14 protein-coding genes and 1 tRNA gene are annotated in these 15,243 nt (G+C 71.8%); 8 read left to right on the forward strand and 7 right to left on the reverse strand.

The window, feature by feature from the left end:
* Positions 1-29: 29 nt before the first annotated feature.
* The 4 genes from DQ384_RS12695 to DQ384_RS12710 all read right to left on the reverse strand — a co-directional run bounded on the left by DQ384_RS12695 (position 30) and on the right by DQ384_RS12710 (position 4,339).
* Positions 30-1,844: a dipeptide ABC transporter ATP-binding protein gene (locus DQ384_RS12695; protein WP_114028965.1), complete on the reverse strand. Its 1,815-nt coding sequence runs from the start codon at positions 1,842-1,844 to the stop codon at positions 30-32.
* Complete coding sequence (locus tag DQ384_RS12700; RefSeq protein ID WP_114028966.1) at positions 1,841-2,764, reverse strand: ABC transporter permease; 924 nt, start codon at positions 2,762-2,764, stop codon at positions 1,841-1,843. The genes DQ384_RS12695 and DQ384_RS12700 overlap by 4 nt, the downstream gene beginning before the upstream one ends.
* A 10-nt stretch (positions 2,765-2,774) precedes the next feature.
* Positions 2,775-3,725, reverse strand: a complete 951-nt coding sequence (locus DQ384_RS12705) for an ABC transporter permease (RefSeq protein WP_114028967.1) — start codon at positions 3,723-3,725, stop codon at positions 2,775-2,777.
* 281 nt (positions 3,726-4,006) lie between these two features.
* Positions 4,007-4,339: a DUF3618 domain-containing protein gene (locus DQ384_RS12710; protein WP_114028968.1), complete on the reverse strand. Its 333-nt coding sequence runs from the start codon at positions 4,337-4,339 to the stop codon at positions 4,007-4,009.
* A 148-nt stretch (positions 4,340-4,487) separates the two neighbouring features.
* Here DQ384_RS12710 and bcp point away from each other — a divergent pair, with 148 nt between their 5' ends.
* The 6 genes from bcp to DQ384_RS12740 all read left to right on the forward strand — a co-directional run bounded on the left by bcp (position 4,488) and on the right by DQ384_RS12740 (position 10,838).
* Complete coding sequence (gene bcp, locus DQ384_RS12715; protein WP_114028969.1) at positions 4,488-4,961, forward strand: thioredoxin-dependent thiol peroxidase; 474 nt, start codon at positions 4,488-4,490, stop codon at positions 4,959-4,961.
* Positions 4,962-5,016: 55 nt separating this feature from the next.
* Positions 5,017-5,089 (forward strand) — tRNA-Leu (locus DQ384_RS12720).
* Positions 5,090-5,441: 352 nt separating this feature from the next.
* The gene (locus DQ384_RS12725; RefSeq protein WP_245966423.1) at positions 5,442-6,623 is read left to right on the forward strand and encodes a sensor histidine kinase; all 1,182 of its coding nucleotides are present in this window, start codon (positions 5,442-5,444) and stop codon (positions 6,621-6,623) included.
* Between the two features lie 73 nt (positions 6,624-6,696).
* On the forward strand, positions 6,697-7,401 hold the full coding sequence (locus DQ384_RS12730) for a response regulator transcription factor (protein ID WP_281274045.1): 705 nt from the start codon (positions 6,697-6,699) through the stop codon (positions 7,399-7,401).
* A gap of 160 nt (positions 7,402-7,561) precedes the next feature.
* Complete coding sequence (locus DQ384_RS12735) at positions 7,562-8,323, forward strand: ABC transporter ATP-binding protein (RefSeq protein ID WP_220182911.1); 762 nt, start codon at positions 7,562-7,564, stop codon at positions 8,321-8,323.
* A gap of 1 nt (position 8,324) precedes the next feature.
* Positions 8,325-10,838 (forward strand): ABC transporter permease, encoded by a 2,514-nt coding sequence (locus DQ384_RS12740; RefSeq protein ID WP_114028970.1) that lies wholly within the window; start codon positions 8,325-8,327, stop codon positions 10,836-10,838.
* A 20-nt stretch (positions 10,839-10,858) separates the two neighbouring features.
* Here DQ384_RS12740 and DQ384_RS12745 read toward each other — a convergent pair whose 3' ends face one another.
* Together DQ384_RS12745 and DQ384_RS12750 are read right to left on the reverse strand one after the other, a co-directional pair.
* Positions 10,859-11,137, reverse strand: a complete 279-nt coding sequence (locus DQ384_RS12745; RefSeq protein WP_245966424.1) for a hypothetical protein — start codon at positions 11,135-11,137, stop codon at positions 10,859-10,861.
* Positions 11,134-11,931: a toxin glutamine deamidase domain-containing protein gene (locus DQ384_RS12750; protein WP_245966425.1), complete on the reverse strand. Its 798-nt coding sequence runs from the start codon at positions 11,929-11,931 to the stop codon at positions 11,134-11,136. Before DQ384_RS12750 ends, DQ384_RS12745 begins: the two co-directional genes overlap by 4 nt.
* Positions 11,932-12,541: 610 nt before the next feature.
* On the opposite strand from DQ384_RS12750, the gene DQ384_RS12755 reads away from it, so the two are divergent.
* Both DQ384_RS12755 and DQ384_RS12760 read left to right on the forward strand, forming a co-directional pair.
* Positions 12,542-13,255 carry a hypothetical protein gene (locus DQ384_RS12755; RefSeq protein WP_114028972.1) on the forward strand — a complete coding sequence of 238 codons (714 nt, stop codon included), beginning with the start codon at positions 12,542-12,544 and terminating at the stop codon, positions 13,253-13,255.
* A gap of 40 nt (positions 13,256-13,295) precedes the next feature.
* Entirely contained in the window at positions 13,296-14,450 is a 1,155-nt protein-coding gene (locus tag DQ384_RS12760) for a hypothetical protein (protein WP_114028973.1), read from the forward strand.
* Here the strand turns inward: DQ384_RS12760 and DQ384_RS12765 are convergent.
* On the reverse strand, positions 14,425-15,141 hold the full coding sequence (locus DQ384_RS12765; RefSeq protein WP_114028974.1) for a hypothetical protein: 717 nt from the start codon (positions 15,139-15,141) through the stop codon (positions 14,425-14,427). The genes DQ384_RS12760 and DQ384_RS12765 overlap by 26 nt on opposite strands.
* Positions 15,142-15,243: the final 102 nt, after the last annotated feature.

A 15,243-nucleotide genomic window follows, 5' to 3' on the forward strand; every position in this document is an offset into this window, starting at 1 on the left:
CGCTCCTGGAGTCGGTGTTCCGCCGTGGCTCATCGGCGGTGGCCGGGGATCGCGTCCAGCAGTTCCCGCGTGTAGGCCTGCCGGGGACGTGAGAAGACGTCGTCCGCGTCGCCCTGCTCGATCAGGCGTCCGCCGCGCATGACGCCGACCTGGTGCGCGACCTGCCGCACCACCGCGAGGTCGTGGGAGATGAACACGTAGCTCACGCCCAGGTCGGTCTGGAGACCGACCAGCAGGTCGAGGATCTGCGCCTGGATCGACACGTCGAGCGCGGACACCGGCTCGTCACAGACGACGAGCTCCGGGTTGACCGCCAGCGCCCGCGCGATCGCCACACGCTGGCGTTGCCCGCCGGACAGCTCGGCGGGACGACGGCGCAGCACCGCGGCGGGCAGGGCCACGACGTCGAGCAGTTCGGCCGCGCGCCGCCGCCGCTGCCGGCGGGTGCCGAGGCCGAACGAGACCAGCGGGTCCTCGATGATCCGCTCGACGCTCAGCCGGGGGTTCAGCGACGCGTACGGGTTCTGGTAGACCACCTGGATCCGCCGCCGCAGCGACCGCAGACGGCCGCCGCGCAGCCGGGTGATGTCCTCGCCGTCGAAGACGATGCGCCCTTCGGTGGCGTCGGTGAGCCGCAGCAGGAGGCGGGCCGTCGTCGACTTGCCCGAGCCGGACTCGCCCACGAGCCCGTAGGTCCGCCCCCGGCGGATGGCGAAGTGCACGTCGTCGACGGCGCGCGTCTTCCCGCGGCCCAGGGGCAGCGGGTACTCCTTGACCAGGCCGTGGGCCGACATCAGCACGTCGTCGGCCCGGCCGGAGGCGGGAGCCGGGGACTCGGCGGGGGCGCGCCCGGCGAACGGGTCGCCGGTGACGCCCGTCGTACGGGCCCGCCCGGCCCGGCCGCGCGCGGCGCGCACGGCCAGCAGCGTCGGACGCTCTGTGGCGAGGCTCGGGGCCGCCGCGAGCAGGTCGCGCGTGTAGGGCTCGTGCGGGTCGGTGAGCAGCCGCTCGGGGACGCCCTCCTCCACGACCCGTCCCTCGCGCATCACCACGACCCGGTCGGCCCGGTCGGCGGCGATGCCGAGGTCGTGGGTGATGAGCAGCACGCCCATGCCGGTCTCGCGGGACAGGTGCTCGATGTGGTCGAGGATGTGCCGCTGCACGGTCACGTCCAGGGCGCTGGTCGGCTCGTCGGCGATGATCAGGCGCGGGCGCGCGGCGACGGCGATGGCGATGAGCACCCGCTGGCGCATGCCGCCCGACAGCTCGTGGGGGTACTGCCGAGCCCTGGTCTCCGGGTCGGGAAGACCCGCGCGGCGCAGCGCCTCGACCGCCTGGGCCGCCGCGTCGCGCCTGTTCGCCAGCCCGTGGACGATCAGCACCTCGGCGACCTGGCTCCCGATCCGCTTCACCGGGTTGAGGGACACGGTCGGATCCTGCGGGATCAGCCCGATGTCGCGGCCGCGCACGGCGCGCATCCGCCGCTCCCCCAGCCGAGCCAGGTCGGTCCCGCCGAAGAGGATCTCCCCGCCGCCGATCACGGCGTTGGACGCCTGAAGGCCTGCCACGGCGTGCGCGGTCGTGGACTTGCCGCATCCGGACTCACCGACGATCGCGACCGTCTCGCCCTGCCGGACGGTGAGGCTCACCGAGCGGACGGCGTGCACCGGTCCCCCGCCGACGCGGTAGCTCACCACCAGGTCCCGGATCCGCAGGAGCGGCTCGTCCCCGGCGCCGCTCCCGGGGCTGTTCCCGGCCCTGCTCTCGGCCCTGCTCTCGGCGCGGTTCCCGGCCGTGCTCCCTGCCCGGTTCTCGACGCCGTTCCCGGCCTCGGCTCCGCTCATCCGCGGTGCCTCCATTCCCCGTCCAGCATCCGGGAGATGCGGTTCGCGGCCAGGACCGTCGCCGCGATGGTCAGGCCCGGCATGGTCGTCATCCACCAGGCGACGGCGAGGTAGTCGCGGCCGCTCGCGATCAGCGAGCCCCATTCCGGCGTCGGAGGCTGGGCGCCGTAGCCGAGGAAGCTGAGGGCCGAGACCGACAGGATGGACGTGCCGAACTCCAGGGCGGCCAGGACGAGCACGGGGCCGGAGGAGTTGGGCAGCACGTGGCGGACCAGCACCCGGGTCCAGCGCGCGCCCCCGGCGTGCGCGGCCTCGACGTAGAGGCTGTGGCGCACCCGGAGCACCTCCGAACGCATGACGCGGGCGCAGCTCGCGACGCTCGCCACCCCGACCGCGACCGCCACGTTGACGGTGCCGAACCCGAGCGCGGTGACCAGCGCCAGCGACAGCAGCAGGCCGGGGATCGCGAGCAGCACGTCGACCACCCGCATGATCACGTCGTCGGCCCACCCGCGCAGGAATCCGGCCAGCAGGCCGAGCACGGACCCGGCCAGAAGACCGACCAGCACCGCGATCACGGTCGCCTTGAGCGACAGGCCCGCGCCGTGCACCACGCGCGCGTACAGGTCCCGGCCGAGTTCGTCGGTGCCGAGCGGGTGAAGGGCGGAGGGGGCGGCCAGCTTGTCGGCCGGTGAGGCGGCCAGCGGGTCGGCGGAGGTGAGCAGGCCGGGCGCGAAGGCGGCCGGCAGGACGAGCGCGACCCAGCCGACGGCGGCCACGAGGCCGGGGCGCCTGGCGAGGAAGGTCAGAACCTCCCGTGCCCCGCCCCGGACCGGCGCGCCGGCGACGGCGGTCGTGTGCGGTTCGTCCGCGGCGCCCGGTTCGGCGCCCGGGTGGAAGACGCTGGTCAGGTCGGTCATGGACGGCCCCTCACGACACCGCCGCGGATCGGCGGGCGATCCGCGGGTCCAGCAGGGGATAGACGAGGTCGACGGCGAGGTTGATCAGGACGAACACCAGCGCGGCGAACACCACCAGGCCCTGCACGACCGGGATGTCCTGCGTGCCCACGGCGAGCGCCGTCAGGCGCCCGAGGCCGGTACGGGAGAAGACGGTCTCGGTGACCACCGAGCCGGCCAGCAGGTTGCCGACGACCAGGCCGGCCACCGTCAGCGCCGGCAGCGCCGCGTTGCGCACCGCGTGGCGGAAGTGGATCCGGGGCCGGCCCGCCCCCTTGGCCCTGGCCGTCTCGATGTAGGGCTCGCGCAGCGTGGTGCTCATGCTCTTGGCGAGCAGTTGGGCGATGGTCGCGGCGGAGGGCAGCGCGAGGGTGACGGCGGGGAGCACGACGCCGGCGAGGCCCTCGTTGCCGACGGCCGGGAAGAGACCGAGCCTGAACGAGAACACCTGGAGCAGCAGCAGGCCGAACCAGAACGACGGGATCGCCACCCCGAGCGGCGGCAGGCTCAGCAGCGCCTGCCGCAGCCATCCCCACGACACGTACGTGGCCGCCAGCGCGAGGCCCGTCCCGAACAGGACGGCCAGCAGCAGTCCCAGACCGGCGATCTGCGCGGTGGCGGGGAGCGCGTCGGCGATCATGGTCTGGACCGGCTGGTGGCTCTGGACGGACCTGCCGAATTCACCGTGAACCACGTCTGCGAGGCGGGTGAGGTACTGGATTATCACCGGCCGGTCGAGCCCGTACTCGTGCCGCAGCGCGTCAAGCTGCTCCGGAGTGATGTCGCGCCCCGAATCCGAGCCGGCCAGGACGGAGACCGGGTCGCCGGGCAGCATGTACAGGATCACGAAGGAGACCGTGAACGCCGCCCACAGAACGAAGAGCGCCTGGACCACCCTGCGCGCGACGTACCGCGCCGGCATCAGTCGGCCCGCGCCGGGGCCCGGTGCGCCGTGACCGGCTTGAGGCCCGTGTCCCGTCCGGCCGCGTCACCACGGCGGCCCGGAGGTGGAGGTGAGCCCATCCCGACGAACTTCACTCGTCCTCCTCGGAGGTGTGACGCGCGGTCCGGCAATTCCTAGTTATCCTACCGGGAGGATAGGAAACCGACCAAGGCGCGGTCAAGGGATCGAATGAAGGCATGCGTCAGGGCCGCCGGGGTGACGGCAGTTCCAGGCCGGAAAGGGGCAGGGGAAGGGGCCGGTCAGGCGCGGCGGCGGCGCCACATGGCGATGGCCGCGCCGACGATCACGACGGCTCCCACGCCGATCAGCACGGGGGCGAGGCTTCGCATGGGGGTGTCGTCCTGCCAGGCGTCGTCACCGTGGACACCGTCCTCCGAGCGCGCCGGGCCGAGCCCCACCGCGTCGCGCGCCGTCGCGATCAACTGCTCGGCGTTGGACCTGACCTTGGCGACGCCGCGCTCGGCGACCCGCTTGGGGCTGACCCGCTCCACGATGGCGTCCACGGTGACAGCCAGCTCCGCCCGGGTGCGCTCGATCTGCCGTTCGAGCGCCTCGGGATCGGTGTCCGCCATGACGATCCCCTTCTCTACGTCCCGGACGAGCCGCGCTCACGCCGGCTCGCCACCGTGCCGGGCGGACGGTCCGCCGCGGCGTTCGAACGATCAGTCTGTCAGGTCCGGCGTCCAACCGGCACGGGGGGCGTGCCGGTAGGTTGTTCCCGTGACACAGACGAGACTCGAGCCCGGCGACGCCGCACCCGATTTCATCCTGCCCGACGCCGAGGGCGCCGACATCAGCTTGAAGTCGCTTCGCGGCAAGCGGGTCATCCTTTACTTCTACCCCGCCGCGATGACGCCCGGGTGCACGAAGCAGGCGTGCGACTTCCGCGACAGCCTGGACGGGCTGACCGCGGCCGGTTTCGTCGTACTCGGCGTGTCCAAGGACTCCCCGCAGAAGCTGGCGAAGTTCACCGAGCGCGACGCGCTGACGTTCCCGCTGCTGTCCGACCCCGACCTGGCCGTCCACCAGGCGTACGGCGCGTACGGCGAGAAGACGATGTACGGGAAGACGACGGTCGGCGTGCTCCGCTCGACGTTCGTCATCGACGCCGAGGGCAAGATCGAGAAGGCGCTCTACAACGTGAAGGCGACGGGGCACGTCGCGCGCCTGCGGAAGGATCTGGGCCTCGGTTAACGGGTACGGATACCGCCCCGCGCTCAACTATTATGGCGCAAGCCCTGAAAAGCCCGGGGTCGTAGCCCAATGGCAGAGGCACAGGTTTTAGGTACCTGCCAGTGTGGGTTCGAATCCCACCGACCCCACTCTCCGGCCGGGCTGTGAAACAGGAGAGCCGCCTCCACCTGAGTGGAGGCGGCCCGGCCGTGTCAGCCCGCTGGGCATGGGGCGTCTGGCGTCGGTAGGGCGAAATGCTCGGGGTCCTCCGGGTCGCGCGACTCATCCCCCTTGCCACGCGACCCGTCGTCTTTGTTCCCCGGCATCACAATCTCCCTTTACTCACCCGAAGGTGGCTCCCACAGACAACTATCCACGATGCCCCGTAAGCACCGTGTAAGCCTGTTTGTCCCGTACGACGGCCCGTACGACCAGGGTCGTAGACGCAGATCCATCTCCAGATGGAAAGCGGGTGAACAGCGCGAACATAGGGTTGGTGGCGTGTTCGGAAGACTGCGCGCGCTGGGAGCCCGCCACAGCAGGCTGGCGGACGCGGTCCTCCTCGTCCCGCTGATCCTCCTGACCGTGATGTCGGCCCAGCCCTACGGCGGCGGCTCGGGCATGCCCGGCAGCGTGCGGCTCGACGTTCCCGGGTACCTCACCCTGTCCGCCCTGCTCCTCCTCCCCCTGTTCTGGCGCCGCCACCATCCCGTGCACGCCTTCGCCGCCGTCGCCCTCGTCAGCTTCGGGCAGTGGCTTCTCCGCGTCGATCCGGTTCCGGCCAACCTCGCCGTGCTCGTGGCGATGTACGGCGTGGTGTCCAGATGCGCCCTGCGCTGGGCGATCCCCGCCGGGCTCGTCGCCGAGCTCGGCATCGTCCTGGTCGTGCTGCGCTGGAGCGACGTCCAGCCTCCCGGCCTCATCTCCGGCTCGATGTTCGTGGTGGCCGCCTGGGTCGGCGGCATCTACGCCAGCACCCGCCGCCGCTACCTGGAAAGCCTGGAGGAACGGGCCTCGCGCGCCGAGCACGAGCGCGACCAACAAGCCCGCATCGCCACCGCCGCCGAGCGGGCGCGCATCGCCCGCGAACTGCACGACGTCGTCGCCCACAACGTCAGCGTGATGATCGTCCAGGCGGACGGCGCGGGGTACACCCTCGACACCGACCCCGAGAAGGCACGCCACGCCGTCCAGACCATCTCCAGCACCGGACGCCAGGCCCTCGCCGAGATGCGCCGCCTCGTCGGCGTGCTCCGGCAGGACGACGCGCAGGTCGAGGACTACGCGCCCCAGCCCGGCGTCGCCGAGCTCGACGAGCTGGTGGCGCAGCTCAGGCGCTCGGGGTTACCGGTCGAGTTCACGGTCAGGGGCACCTGCCGCGACCTGCCAGAAGGCGAGCAGCTCGTGATCTACCGCATCGTCCAGGAAGCCCTCACCAACGCGCTCAAACACGGCGGACCGGGCGCCCGCGCCACCGTCGAGATGGAGTACGGTGCCCGGGAGGTCCTCCTGCGGGTGACCGACGACGGGCGGGGCGCGGCGGCGCCCGCGAGCGCCGACGGGCACGGGTTGATCGGCATGCGCGAGCGCGTCGCGATGTACGACGGCAGCGTCCACGCCTCACCACGCCCCGGCGGCGGGTTCCAGGTGGCCGTGCGGCTGCCGGTGAGCAGGGCGGCGTGAGACCTCCCCGAGTGGCCCCGCGTGGGACTTCCGGAGAGCGGGGCCGTGTGAGACTTCCGGAGAGCGGGGCGGCGTGGAGAACGGCGGGCGGGGCGGCGTGAACATCAAGGTGGTGCTGGTCGACGACCAGGCGCTCGTCCGCGCCGGGTTCCGCATGGTCCTGGACGCCCAACCGGACATCGACGTCGTCGGAGAGGCCGCCGACGGGGGCGCGGCCGTGGAACTGCTCCGCTCGGTGACGGCCGACGTCGTCCTCATGGACGTGCGCATGCCCCGCGTGGACGGCGTCGAGGCCACCCGGCTGATCACGGCCCTGGCCGGCGCGCCCAAAGTGCTCATCCTCACGACGTTCGACCTGGACGAGTACGCCTTCACCGCGCTCAAGGCCGGCGCCTCGGGCTTCCTGCTCAAGGACGTCCCCCCCTCCGACCTGATCAGCGCGATCCACTCCGTGCACGCCGGGGACGCCGTGGTCGCGCCCAGCACGACCCGGCGGCTGCTGGAGCGGTTCACCGCCCACCTGCCCGGCCGGACGGCCCCCGAGCCGGAGGCCCTGCGCAAGCTGACCGCCCGCGAGCGGGAGGTCCTGGTCATGGTCGGGCGCGGCATGTCCAACTCCGAGATCGCCGAGCACCTCTGCCTGGCCGAGGCCACCGTCAAGACGCACCTCGGCCGCATCCTCACCAAACTCGGGGTCCGCGACCGCGCCCAAGCCGTCGTCTACGCCTACGAGACCGGCCTGATCACTCCCTTCGGGAACCATCAGCCGAAAGGCTGAGGTGGCGGTACCTCAGGGGTCGCATGAGCCCCGTTTCGCCCCTCCAGGGGCGTATCCGAAGTCCGTTCCCAGGGCTCATGGAAGGGGCCTTCCGCGGCCATAGCGTTGATCTCGCGGCGATCACCGCAGATCACCCGCTTACCGTTTGAAGGAGCACGATGTGACCATCACCGGACAGGACGCCGTCCGCAGGGCCGCCCCCGCGGCCGTCGTCGCCAGGGGCGTGACGAAGGTCTACGGCCAGGGCGACGCCGCCGTACACGCGCTGCGCGGCGTGGACGTCGGGTTCGCGACCGGTGCCTTCACCGCGATCATGGGTCCGTCGGGCTCCGGCAAGTCGACGTTGATGCACTGCCTGGCGGGGCTCGACACCGTGACCGAAGGCGAGGTGCGCGTCGGCGACGTCGACATCACGCGGCTGAACGACAAGCAGCTCACGTTGCTGCGCCGCGAGCGGGTGGGCTTCATCTTCCAGGCGTTCAACCTGCTGCCCACGCTGACCGCCGAGCAGAACATCCGCCTGCCGCTGGACATCGCCGGCCGCCAGGCGGACCAGGAGTTGTTCGACGTGGTGATCCGCACCGTGGGCCTCGCCGACCGGCTGAAGCACAAGCCGAGCGAGCTGTCGGGCGGCCAGCAGCAGCGCGTCGCGGTGGCGCGGGCGCTGATCAGCAAGCCGGACGTCATCTTCGCCGACGAGCCGACCGGGAACCTGGACTCGCGCAGCGGCGCCGAGGTGCTGTCGTTCCTGCGGACCTCCGTGCGCGAGCTGGGCCAGACCATCGTCATGGTCACCCACGACCCCGTCGCCGCGTCCTACGCCGACCGCGTGGTGTTCCTGCGGGACGGCGTGCTGGTGACCGAGCTGACGCAGCCCTCCCCGCAGAGCGTGCTGGACACGCTGATGAAGCTGGAGGGCTGAGGTGCTGAAGACCACGCTGGCGGGGCTGCGGGCGCACAAGCTGCGGCTCCTGCTCACCTCCCTGGCCATCACCCTCGGCGTGGGGTTCATCGCGGGCACGTTCGTGCTGACCGACACGATCCAGGCGAGCTTCACCCAGCAGATCGCCGCGTCCGCCGACAAGGTGGACGTCGCGGTGCTCCCGTCCCCCTCGGACAAGCCGTCCCCCCTCACCGCCGCGGACCTGGACAAGATCCGCACGGCGACCGGGGTGGCCGAGGCGCAGGGCATCGTCCAGGGGGACGCGCCGCTGATCGGCAAGGACGGCAAGGTCGTCGGCGACTTCCCGACGGCGGGCGTCTCCATCGTCACCGGCAGGCTCGGCCGCACCGAGGTCACCTCCGGCGCCGCGCCGTCAGCCGCCGACCAGGCCGTCCTCGACAAGGACACGGCCAAGACCCGGGGCTTCAAGATCGGGGACACCGTCCAGGTGCTGGACCACGCAGGGAAGCCGCACGCCTTCCACGTGGTCGGGCTGTTCGACGCGGGCATCGACCAGCGGATCGCCTACACCGGCGCCGTCGGCTTCACCACCGAGGCCGCGCAGGCGATGACGGGCGAGAAGGGCTTCCGGGAGATCGACGTGGCCGCGGCGGCCGGCGTCACGCCGCAGGCTCTGAAGACGGCGGTCTCCTCGGCGCTCGCCGGCGCGGGTCACAAGGTCCGGACCGGCGACGAGCTCGCCGACGAGCTGGCGAAGGCCAACGGCGCCGACATGCAGTTCATCACCTTGGGCCTGCTGATGTTCGGCGTCGTCGCGATGCTCGTGGCGGCGCTGGTCATCTACAACACGTTCAACATCCTGGTCGCCCAGCGCGCCAGGGAGATGGCGCTGCTGCGCTGCATCGGCGCCACGCGCAAGCAGGTCTTCGGCTCGGTCCTGCTGGAGTCTGCGGTGGTCGGGGTCATCGCCTCGCTGCTCGGCCTGGTGGTGGGGTACGGCCTCGGCTGGGGGGCGATCGCCGTGGCCGGGGCCATGGGGCAGGAACTGCCCGCGGTCGCCGTCTCGCTGGCGCCGCGCACGATCGGCCTCGCGCTCGCCATCGGCGTGGTCGTCACCGTCGGCGCGGCGCTGCTGCCCGCCCGTACGGCCACCAGGGTCGCCCCCATCGCGGCGCTGCGCACCCAGACCGGCGAGCAGACGTTCAAGGCCGGCGTCCTGCGGATGGTCTTCGCCGCCCTCTTCCTCGTCGCCGGCGTGGGCACCACGGCCGCGGGGGTCATGGCCACCCCGGGACCGCAGGCGCTGTTCATCGTCATGGCCGGCGGCGTGCTCACGTTCTGCGCGGTGCTGATCCTCGGCCCGGTCATCGTCCGCCCGCTGAGCGTGTTCGCCGGCTGGCTGCCCGCCAAGCTGTCCGGCGTGCCCGGCAGGCTCGCCGTGGACAACTCGCGGCGCAACCCCAAGCGGTCCGCCACCACGACGGTCGCGCTGACGATCGGCGTCACGCTGATGACGTTGATCTCGGTCATCACCGCCACCACCCGGGCGACGGTCACGGCCCAGCTCGACTCGCAGTTCCCCGTCGACTACATGGTCATGTCCCAGGGCGCGCTGGAGGGGGCGGGCGGCCCCGGCGGCGTGCCGAGGGAGCTCGCCGCCGGCCTGCGCGCGAGGCCCGAGCTGGCGTCCGTGGTGCAGATCCGGCAGGGCGAGGCCCGCGTGGGACGTGCGGACTACCAGGTCGGCACGTACGACGGACCGTACAAGGTCGTGGCGCAGAAGGGGTCCACGCAGGGGTTCACCGGGACGAACGCCATCGTCGGGACCACCGCCGCCAAGAGGCTCGGCGCGCAGCCGGGCGGCACGCTCGCGCTCGCCACCCCCAAGGCCGGGACCGTCAACGTCAAGGTCATCGCGATCTTCGACGACTCCGCGCCGCTGCCCGGCATCACCGTGCCCCCGGACGCCTTCGAGAAGTGGTTCGGCCACGTCAACGACGACCAGGTGCTCGTGAACGCCAAGGACGGCGTCGCCTCCGACGTGGCCAGGAAGGCCGTCGAGGCCGCGGCCCAGGACTATCCGGCCGCGAAGGTGGTCAGCTCGACCGAGATCCGGGGCCAGTTCGACGACATGCTGAACACGATGCTGATGGTCATCACCGGCCTGCTCGGCCTGGCGATCCTCATCTCGCTGCTCGGCATCGCCAACACGCTCAGCCTGTCGGTGCACGAGCGGACGCGGGAGTCGGCGCTGCTGCGCGCCCTCGGCCTGACCCGGCCGCAATTGCGGCGCATGCTGTCGCTGGAGGCGCTGATCCTCGGACTGATCGGGGCGATCGTCGGGGTCGTCCTCGGCGGGGCGTTCGGCTGGGCCGCCACGCAGACGCTGGTGGCGGACGTGCTCTTCCGGCTACCGGTCACGCAGGTGCTGCTCTTCGTCGCGCTGTCGGGCCTCGCCGGCGTCCTCGCGGCGCTCCTCCCCGGCCGCAGGGCGGCCCGCGCCTCCATCGTCGGCTCCCTGGCGAGCGACTGACCCACCGGCCGGGACACCGCTCAGCGGGGGCGGTGTCCCGGCCACTGCTCTGCCACGGCCTCCGGGGTCAGCAGGGGCCGGATCGACAGCTCACCGGTGACCTTGTCGATCACGATGCAGCCGCCTCCGGCGACGTCCGGCAGGACGCTCGGGTCCTCGGGTTCGGGCACCTTCGGCCAGGCGACATATCCGCCTTCGAACGCATAAAGCCCGACCTCGGTGGCCTCCTCCGCGGCCAGCGGCCCGTTGAAGTACTCCTCCGCCAGCGCCCGCGCCCGCTCAGCCGACAACTCACTCACAGCCGCCTCCCTCGCCGGTCCATGACGACGCAGAAGACGCCCGTGACCGGCCCCCGGGGCGGGTCCACGGACGTGTGCCCGCGTTGCGCGTCCACCCAGACCACCGCGCCCGCCGAGTTGACCGCGTTCCACGCGTGGGCGCCTCCCGAGGGCCGGCGCGTGACCAGCACGGCCGACGCGCCGTGCCCGCCCGTGCGCAGCCGCTGGGCGATGGCGGTGTACGCGCGGCGGCCCTGCCCGACGTACTCGAACCGGTGCCCCAGCCACCGCTCGGCCCGCGCCACGCCGCCCGCCTCGCCGCTCAGCACGGGCCTGCCCAGGCGGTCGTACTCTGGCAGGCGCGGAGCGGCCACCATCGGCTCGCCGTGCCAGGTGGAGATCACCGCCAGCGCGCAGTCGAGGGCGTTGGTCGCCCGGAACGGATCTTCCGCCGGGCCCTCCCCGTTGACCAGGCGGATCCAGGTGCCGCGCGGGTCGGGGAAACGGGCGCCCTCCGGGAGGGCCTGGCACAGGTCGCGCTGCACCTGCGGATCCGGCCAGGCGAGCCCTCCCGGAGAACCGTACGGCCTGCTCGTGTCCAGCCGCGACGGCCGCCCCACCATGTCGAACCAGTCCTCCACGGGCCCCGGCCACTCCGGTAACAACCCGTCCCGCGCCGTCGCGGACGAATCGTCACGGCCGTCACACCACTGAACCCCGGTGACGGCCTGCCACGGCGACTGCTCCCGCCACCCCGGCGGCGTCACCTGCGGGGCAGGGTCCTGCCACGGCGGCGGTGGCGTCTTCTCGGACACGAGGGGATGAACCGTCGGCCGCCGTTCGTCCCCAGGTGTCTCGGCCGCCAGCTCGTAGTCACGCCAGCGAACACCGTCAGAGGTGACGACGGGGTTGTAGCCCCCCTTCGTGAAGCTTGACCGAAATGTGCCCATCAGCGATGGGTCGCCGTTTTTTGCCCCGGACATGGTCTTCCCCCAAGCCCCCGAACCGTTTCCGGACAGACGCCGATCGTAGGCCGCGGCCCCCGGAGCGACCGACGATTCGGCGATTCACCTGGGGCCACCGATTCCCCCCGGTCGCCCTGGCTCCGCGGAGGTGCGAAATTCGTGCGACTTCCCCGCCACAATGGAATCGTCACGGCCGCTCGACCAAGAACGCACGAACGCGCGACCGGGACCGACTCCGTATATCCAGAGTTTTCGCCCGCCTGACGGCCACGAGCGGGCCATAACCGGAGGGCATAGATATGCGCTTGCCCGAGACTTCGCAACCGGCAATGATTTATTCAGATTAGTGTGATTCGGCGATAGCCGCTTCCGCGTGGGCCGCGAACCTACCGAGTCGGCGAGCGACACGGCCCGCGATGCTCGACCGCGTGCCCATGTTCCCCGGCTCGGAGGAGCGGAAATGCGACGACGGTTCACCTCTGGCCTGGCGTGCGGTCTCACCGCCGTGATCGTGGGCGCCGGTCCGGCCGCCAGACCGGCCGCCTCGGCCCCGATCCCCGGAACCCCCACCGCCCGATCCGCCGTCCCGGCCGGCGCCGGCCCGTACGGCCTCGCCTCCGCGGCCGCCCGTCCGCCCTCGCGGGCCCAGCTCACCGCCGCGCTGCTGAAGCCCTCCGACCTGCCACGCGGCTTCAAGGTGGTCAAGCTGGACCCGGGCAGCCTGAGCGGCCTGGACGAAGCCTGCCCGGCACTGGCGGCCGCTCCCGCCGGCCGGGTCAGCGCCGAGGCCGAGCGCCTCCTCGCCAATCCGGGGACGACGGAGGTGGTGGCGGAGACCCTCGCCCAGACCAGCGTCAAAAGCGCACGCGAGACCTTCAGGCAGTTCTCCCTGATCCCTCGCCAATGCCCCTCGTTCTCCTTCCAGAGCAGCTTGCTGGGCATCATCACCGTCACCATCACGCCTCTGCCTCTCCGCAGGCTCGGCTCCGGCACGACCGCGATGCGAATCAAGGCCGAAGGATCCCCTGGTCAGCCCGTATACCTGAATTCCGCCCTCGTGCGGTACGGCGGGACGCTGATCTCCCTGCAGAACGGGTCGGACGGACCGGTGAAGCAGAGCACGACACAGAAGTACGTGAGCAGGGCGTACGCGAAGGTTCACGCGCGATGGTGACCAGTGGACCCGGGCGCCCCGCGCCGGGAACGCGAGTGGCGTGAAGGGACGTCGCCTCGCGAGCGAGGCCGCGACCTGGGTGGTGGAGACGGTGTCCGGAGGCGTGACCCGCCTGCGTGACGGAACCCGCCGACTGCGGGCGTCGGCCGCTCGTCGCCTGACCTTCCACGCCTGGCGCCGACGGATACGGGCGGGCGGCAGAACGATCTCGGCCCGGCTCGGGGGCGGCCTGCGCGAGGGGTGGAGGCGGCTCGCGTCGGCCGCCGGGAGGTACCACCCCTTCCGGGGAAGGCGGCTGACGCTGTCGGGCGGCGAGAGGCCGAGATCGCTCGTCACCTCGCTGCTTCTCGGCGGGGTTCTGGTGGGCCTCTCGTACTCGGCGTACGTCGCGACGATCAGCCCGCCGAATCCCCCCGTGGTGGAGGGCACGGGCGAGATCTACCTCGACACGCCGGCCGTGCCCACCAGGCTGGCGGTGAATTTCCCGCCCGCCGACGCGCGGCAGGGACGTTCGCGGGTCGAGATCGACATCGTGTTCGTGGGCCCGCGGTCCAAGCCCGTCCGGTGGGCGCTGGTCCTCTACGGTGACGCGCGGTTCACCGACCCCGGCGTACCCGCCGCCACGCTGATACCGCCCGGGGCGACGATCGTGTCGACGAAGGCGGGAAAGCCGCCGTTCGCGGCCAATCCGAAAGAGAACGTGCAGGTGATCTCCGGTATCGCCTATCCCGCGTACCTGAACGGCCAGGCGAGCGCGCCGCACATCAGCGGCTGGCTCCCTGTCGGCGTCGTGTCCGCCGCCGGGCCGACGTTCTCGTTGTCGCTGCCGAGGTACGGCCGTGTCCAGTTGTCACCGTTGTTCCAGTTCCCGCGGAAGCCGGGGGCGCTCGACATCGGGATACCCGGCACCTGGAAACGTCCCGACCAGTTCGAGGTGATCGTGGACGCGGGCGGCAACGACACCGGGCAGCGCATCGACGTGGCCTCCCCCGACATCGAGGACCCCGCCAGGCTGCACTGGGAGAGCGATGTGTCGGTCCGGGCCCTGTTACGGCGGACCGACGTGCGCAAGGAGACCGGGCAGCAGTTCAAGACCTTCCTGATGGGCGCGGTCGTCGGCGCCGGCGCCTCGTCGCTCGTCGTGGCGCTGGAGAAACTGCTCGGCTCGGTCAGGATCGCGCGGGGAGGCGGTTGAGCATGGCGAGCATCGCACGCTCCTCGACCGCTCGCTCGACGGCCACGTTCACGTCCTGGAAGGACGCCTGCACCTCCGCCCGGCCGCGCGTGGCGGAGATGAGGTCGATGAACTGCGTGATGTCCTGGCCGTCCTCGTTCACCACGACGGTGAACCTGTACGCCACCACCTGCGCGAGGTCCGGCACGGGCCGGATCCTCTCCACCTCGACCGCCAGCGGGCCGCTCCGCTGACGGCGCAGTTGCGTCGTCAGGAGTCGCCGGAGGCAGGGCATGGCCCTCGGCCCCTGAAGGGCCTGCAGGTCCGCCGCGGCCGTTTCCCGGCTGTCGACGAACGTCACACCCGCCAGCACCAATCGACCGTCGCCGCTGACGAAGATGGACGAGAATGCCCGCGCGGTCTCGTGCACGCTGGTCAGCGGGCGTCCGAGGCACCTGCTGAGGACCTCGTCGTCCTGGGTGGCCAGCCTGCTCCTCAGATACGGCCGGCCTTCGTAGGAGGATCCGAGGTCCTTCAGGCGCAGCACCGCCGCCTGCGCCGCCTTCTGGTCCTCCTCGTCCGGCGAGGCGGCCGGCCGGGTCGTCGCGGGCGACACGTCCGCACTTGGGCGCGGTGACGGCGACGCGCCTCCGGGCACGCAGGCCGTCGTCACGGCGACGAGGAGCGCGGCCAGTACCGGTATCGCCTTCATACCGCCTCCACGAAGGCCGCACTTTACGAAATATCGGATATATCTGGCCAAGCCCCGAAATCCCGGCATTCCGGGCGCCGATCAGAGCGCTTCGGCGAGCAC

It is taken from the genome of Sphaerisporangium album (assembly GCF_003323745.1).
In the GTDB taxonomy this organism is placed as follows: Bacteria; Actinomycetota; Actinomycetes; order Streptosporangiales; family Streptosporangiaceae; genus Sphaerisporangium; species Sphaerisporangium album.

What these genes read in the sequence shown, in the direction of transcription:
- DQ384_RS12695 (WP_114028965.1), bottom strand. Translation starts at nt 1,844, where the DNA reads ATGAGCGGAGCCGAGGCCGGGAACGGCGTCGAGAACCGGGCAGGGAGC.
- DQ384_RS12700 (WP_114028966.1), bottom strand. Translation starts at nt 2,764, where the DNA reads ATGACCGACCTGACCAGCGTCTTCCACCCGGGCGCCGAACCGGGCGCC.
- DQ384_RS12705 (WP_114028967.1), bottom strand. Translation starts at nt 3,725, where the DNA reads ATGCCGGCGCGGTACGTCGCGCGCAGGGTGGTCCAGGCGCTCTTCGTT.
- DQ384_RS12710 (WP_114028968.1), bottom strand. Translation starts at nt 4,339, where the DNA reads ATGGCGGACACCGATCCCGAGGCGCTCGAACGGCAGATCGAGCGCACC.
- DQ384_RS12755 (WP_114028972.1), top strand. Translation starts at nt 12,542, where the DNA reads ATGCGACGACGGTTCACCTCTGGCCTGGCGTGCGGTCTCACCGCCGTG.
- DQ384_RS12765 (WP_114028974.1), bottom strand. Translation starts at nt 15,141, where the DNA reads ATGAAGGCGATACCGGTACTGGCCGCGCTCCTCGTCGCCGTGACGACG.